Genomic DNA, 4,808 nt, shown 5'->3' with positions numbered 1-4,808 from the left:
AAGGACAAGCGACAAGATATGATGATGAAATGGATGCTGTATTTGCTAAATTCAAAGCAGAAGGCATCAACCACCTGATATTGGATTTCCGATACAATGGAGGTGGCAGTTTGTCAAGCGCTGTAAACCTTGCAAGTTTGATAGCCCCAGGAGTGAAAAGCAATGACGTTTTCTCAAAAAATAAGTTTAATTCCTTTCTTTCAGGTTTTCCAGCATTCCAAAACTTATTAATCAATTTTGAAAGTAAACCAGAAAATCTTGGACCTATTTTGTCAGGAAATAGAATATACGTCATTACTTCTTCTAGGACAGCTTCAGCAAGCGAATTGATCATCAATGGACTCAAACCTTACATGGATGTGTTTTTGGTCGGTGGCTTGACCTATGGCAAAAACGTTGGATCGTATGCAATTGAAGATGAAGAAAATCCATCAAATAAATATGGACTACTTCCAATTGCATTCCAATCATTCAACAAAAACGACCAGTCTGATTACGCTTCAGGATTCCAGCCAAACATTCAAGGCAACGAACTTTCACAACCTACCTTATTGCCGTTGGGCGACACGAATGAATTTCTGTTGAAACTGACTTTGGAACAAATTACAGGAACCCCATCTTCTGGCCGACTTAATCTGATTGACAGAGTTGACCTTGGCAGTTCTATAGAAAACCAGACAAGATTCGGTAAATTGATTGATGATCAGATGAAATTTAAACTGAAACAATAAAATACAAACTCAGCTCCTTCTCCCGGAAGGAGCTTTTTTTTGACAATGCCACTCCATTAATAGAAATGATGGAATAAAACCTGTCAAATTGTCGGTATTTTTTTAATTTCGCAGTCCAAAGTAAATAATCCATGGAAAATATCATCAAAGATATAGATATCCTCAGTCCGGAAGAGGCACAGGCAACTGATTACAAAACCACCGAAGAAGTCAATACCGGCAAGCAAAAAAAGCTTTACATAGAATCTTATGGCTGCCAGATGAACTTTTCAGACTCCGAAATCGTGGCTTCCATCATGAAGGACAACGGTTACGACACCACTTCTGACTTCGAGCAGGCGGATGTAATTTTTTTGAATACCTGTTCCATCAGGGACAAGGCCGAACAGACGGTCCGCAAAAGACTCAGCCAATTCAATACACTCAAGAAAAATAAGCCCGAACTGACAGTCGGAGTCCTTGGCTGTATGGCAGAAAGATTGAAGGAAAAATTCCTTGAGGAAGAGAAAATCGTCGATGTCGTTGTCGGCCCTGATGCATACAGAGACCTTCCAAATTTGGTGACCGGAGCAGAATTCGGCAATAAAGGAGTCAACACTTTCCTTTCAAGAGAAGAAACTTATGCGGACATCTCGCCTGTCAGACTCAACTCCAATGGCGTGAATGCCATGATCTCGATCATGAGAGGCTGTGACAATATGTGCTCTTTCTGTGTGGTGCCATTTACAAGAGGAAGGGAAAGAAGCCGTGATCCATATTCAATAGTCAGCGAAGCAAGAGATCTTTTCAATCAGGGTTATAGAGAAGTGATGCTTTTAGGTCAAAATGTAGACAGCTACAAATGGTCTCCTGAAGAAAACAACAAAGCCAGGCTGAGTAAAAAAGAAGATGAAGTATCAGAAGTAGTGCATTTCCATCAATTGTTGGAGATGGTGGCACAGGTCAACCCATTACTTAGGATTCGTTTCTCCACTTCCCATCCAAAAGACATTACCGATGCAGTTTTGTTCACCATCAAAAAGTATGACAATATCTGCAAATACATACACCTGCCGGTCCAAAGTGGGAATTCAAGAATTCTTGACCTGATGAACAGGACCTATGACAGAGATTGGTACCTGGAGAGAGTAAGTAAAATCAGGGAAATCCTTGGGGAAGAGTGTGGGATATCATCCGATATGATCACAGGATTTTGTAGCGAAACAGAGGAAGAACATCAGGATACGCTGACGCTGATGGATATTGTGAAGTATGATTTTTCATACATGTTTTTCTATTCCGAGCGCCCGGGAACATTGGCTGCCAAAAAGTTTGCAGATGACATTCCTCTTGAAATAAAGAAAAGAAGATTGGCTGAAATCATCGAAAAACAAAGTCAACTATCCTATGAAAGAAATAAACTTGACTTGGGAAAAATCCAGGAAATCTTGATAGAAGGGACATCCAAAAGGTCAAATGAGCAGCTTAAAGGAAAAAATTCCGCCAACAAGGTGGTGATTATTCCTGACGGGCCATACCAAAAAGGAGACTATGTCATGGTAAAAATTACCGATTGCTCACCGGCAACATTGTTTGGAGAAGTTGTTTCCTGATTTTCAAGACGCTAAAATGATCACAAACTCAGAGATCCAAAGTATAAAACAGCGGTTTGGCATTATTGGAAACAGCCCTTTGCTGAATCATGCCATACAAGTAGCCATGCAGGCCTCACCTACTGACATGACTGTGTTGATCACAGGAGAAAGCGGTAGCGGAAAGGAATCATTTTCAAAGATCATTCACTCCCTTAGCCTTAGGAAGCACGGCAAATTCATCGCTATAAACTGTGGAGCAATTCCGGAAGGAACAATTGATTCAGAGCTTTTTGGCCATGAAAAAGGGTCATTTACCGGTGCACATGAAGCAAGGAAAGGATATTTTGAGGTAACAGATGGTGGTTCCATTTTTCTAGATGAAATAGGGGAAATGCCTCTAGGAACGCAAGCAAGGCTCTTAAGGGTTTTGGAAAATGGGGAGTTTATAAAAGTAGGTTCCTCCAAAGTATTGAAAACCAACGTCCGCGTCATTGCCGCCACGAATGTCAACCTGATCAAAGCAGTGGAAAAAGGGGAATTCAGGGAAGACCTCTATTACAGGTTGAATACTGTGCCTATCTATGTACCGCCTTTGAGAGAAAGAGGAGATGATGTCGTGATGTTATTCAGGAAATTCACAACTGATTTTTCAGAACGGTACAAAGTGAAGCCGATTTCACTGGATGATGCTGCCAAGAAATTATTGGTAAAATTCCCTTTTCCGGGAAATATCCGACAACTTAAAAACATTGCAGAGCAAATCTCTTTATTGGAAGAGAACAGGGAAGTAGACGCTGCAACATTGTCAAAATACCTCCCGACGGACCAAAGCCGACTTCCTGCTTTGACCGGCAGCTCAGGTGGATCCAATGAATTTACAGATTTTTCAGAAAGAGAAATTCTGTACAAGGTCCTTTTTGATATGAAAAGGGATATGAATGAACTCAAAAAAATGGTACTTGAGGCTTTCCAATCCGGTGGTCTCAACCCCAACATCATGAGCAAACATCAGAATCTTTTTGACGATTTGGAGCCAGCTTCTTCCTTTGAAGAGAAAAAGCCCCCCACGGCTCCATCCCATGTTCCATTGGTGATAGACCATCAAAAACAGCCTGAGGAAATGGATGGTTATGATGATGACTCCATTGAAGACATCATCCATGAGGAGGATGACAATTCACTTTCTTTGGAGAAAAAAGAGAAAGAAATGATCCTAAAAGCACTTAGAAAACACAACAATAAAAGAAAATACGCCGCAAGTGATCTAGGGATATCCGAAAGAACGTTATATAGAAAAATCAAACAGTATGACATCGAGTAGTAAACCCAGAAGCTTATTCTTGTTATTGCTTCCCATATTGTTGCTACAGGGATGTGCGATCAATTATAGCTTTACCGGAACCAATATTAATTATGAATTGACAAAGACATTTTCGGTAGAAAATTTCTTCAATGATTCCGGAGGCGGTCCTGCCAATATGGAGCAGCTATTCACTGAATCGCTCAAGGAGTTTTATCAGCGAAATACCCAGCTTGAATTGGTTAGGAACAACGGAGATATACAATTTCTTGGTGCGATTAAACGCTACGCGATCACACCTCAAGCGACTGTGACAAGTACAGATCCTAATCTACCGGATAGAGCAGGCCAGATGCGGTTAACCATTTCAATTGAAGTGGAATACTTAAATACTGTAAATGAGGAAGAAAATCTCAAGCGGACTTTCTCTTTCTTCAAAGATTATGATCCTAGGACCACCTCCATTCTTCAAGTGGAAAGTCAGTTAATAGAAGAGATTTTCCAGAATATTATTCAGGACATTTTTACAGCCACCGTTGCCAATTGGTAAAAATCACTAAATTGGAATCAATTCAAAATTCGATACCGTGAACAGCCAACAACTAATATCAATTCTGAAAGTCGGCAATACACTTCAAAAAGAGGATATTGCCCAACTGATCAAATTGCACGAAAGCTTTCCGTTTTTTCAGATCCCAAAAGTTTTGCTCGCCAAATATGAATTTGAAAAATCAGGCGGAAAATCAAAAGACATCCTTCCATTTGCTTCAATGACCAGCCCTGACAGGGCTTGGCTCAAATTGATGGTTGAATCTGACCTGCCATTTCGGTTTTTGGAAAATAAGATTGAGGAAAATATAGAGGCTTTTACCACTTCAAGGCATGTCCCCCAAAAATCAATAGTATTGGAGGGATTTGAAAAATCTTTGATACCCGAACCTTCAAAAGAAACTGATCCTGAAATAAGGGCCAAAATCCTCAAGAAATTGGAGGAAAACCTTAATAGTAGGAAAGATAAAATAGTGACTCCCAAAATTGAGAAACCGGAATCATCGCCAAAACCTAAAAAAAGAAGGGTAAATGACGATTTGATTGAAAACATCAGAAAAAGGGAGAAAAAGGAAATCCTTGATGAAAAGAAAAAAGAACAAATCGATTTGATCAAAGCTTTCAGCAAAAAAGAAATCAAATTGGCCACGCTCA

Annotated in this window: 5 protein-coding genes; all 5 read left to right on the top strand. The window is 40.1% G+C overall.

Going from position 1 to position 4,808, the window contains the following annotated elements:
• On the top strand, positions 1-731 hold a 731-nt coding region (locus ACZFYI_RS15880), incomplete at its 5' end, for a S41 family peptidase (RefSeq protein ID WP_462525111.1).
• Between the two features lie 131 nt (positions 732-862).
• On the top strand, positions 863-2,323 hold the full coding sequence (gene miaB, locus ACZFYI_RS15875; protein ID WP_462525110.1) for a tRNA (N6-isopentenyl adenosine(37)-C2)-methylthiotransferase MiaB: 1,461 nt from the start codon (positions 863-865) through the stop codon (positions 2,321-2,323).
• Positions 2,324-2,339: 16 nt separating this feature from the next.
• Positions 2,340-3,626 carry a sigma-54 interaction domain-containing protein gene (locus tag ACZFYI_RS15870; protein ID WP_462525109.1) on the top strand — a complete coding sequence of 429 codons (1,287 nt, stop codon included), beginning with the start codon at positions 2,340-2,342 and terminating at the stop codon, positions 3,624-3,626.
• Positions 3,613-4,155 (top strand): LPS assembly lipoprotein LptE, encoded by a 543-nt coding sequence (gene lptE, locus ACZFYI_RS15865; protein WP_462525108.1) that lies wholly within the window; start codon positions 3,613-3,615, stop codon positions 4,153-4,155. Before ACZFYI_RS15870 ends, lptE begins: the two co-directional genes overlap by 14 nt.
• 37 nt (positions 4,156-4,192) lie before the next feature.
• Positions 4,193-4,808 (top strand): hypothetical protein (locus ACZFYI_RS15860; RefSeq protein ID WP_462525107.1); only part of this gene is annotated, 616 nt, incomplete at its 3' end.

The sequence above is a fragment of the Aquiflexum sp. genome (genome assembly GCF_977115555.1).
Note: the sequence above shows the minus strand (reverse complement) of the source record. Positions and strands in the feature narration are given on the sequence as shown.

Coding starts and splice junctions, on each gene's coding strand:
- miaB (WP_462525110.1), top strand. CDS start 863: ATGGAAAATATCATCAAAGATATAGATATCCTCAGTCCGGAAGAGGCA.
- ACZFYI_RS15870 (WP_462525109.1), top strand. CDS start 2,340: ATGATCACAAACTCAGAGATCCAAAGTATAAAACAGCGGTTTGGCATT.
- lptE (WP_462525108.1), top strand. CDS start 3,613: ATGACATCGAGTAGTAAACCCAGAAGCTTATTCTTGTTATTGCTTCCC.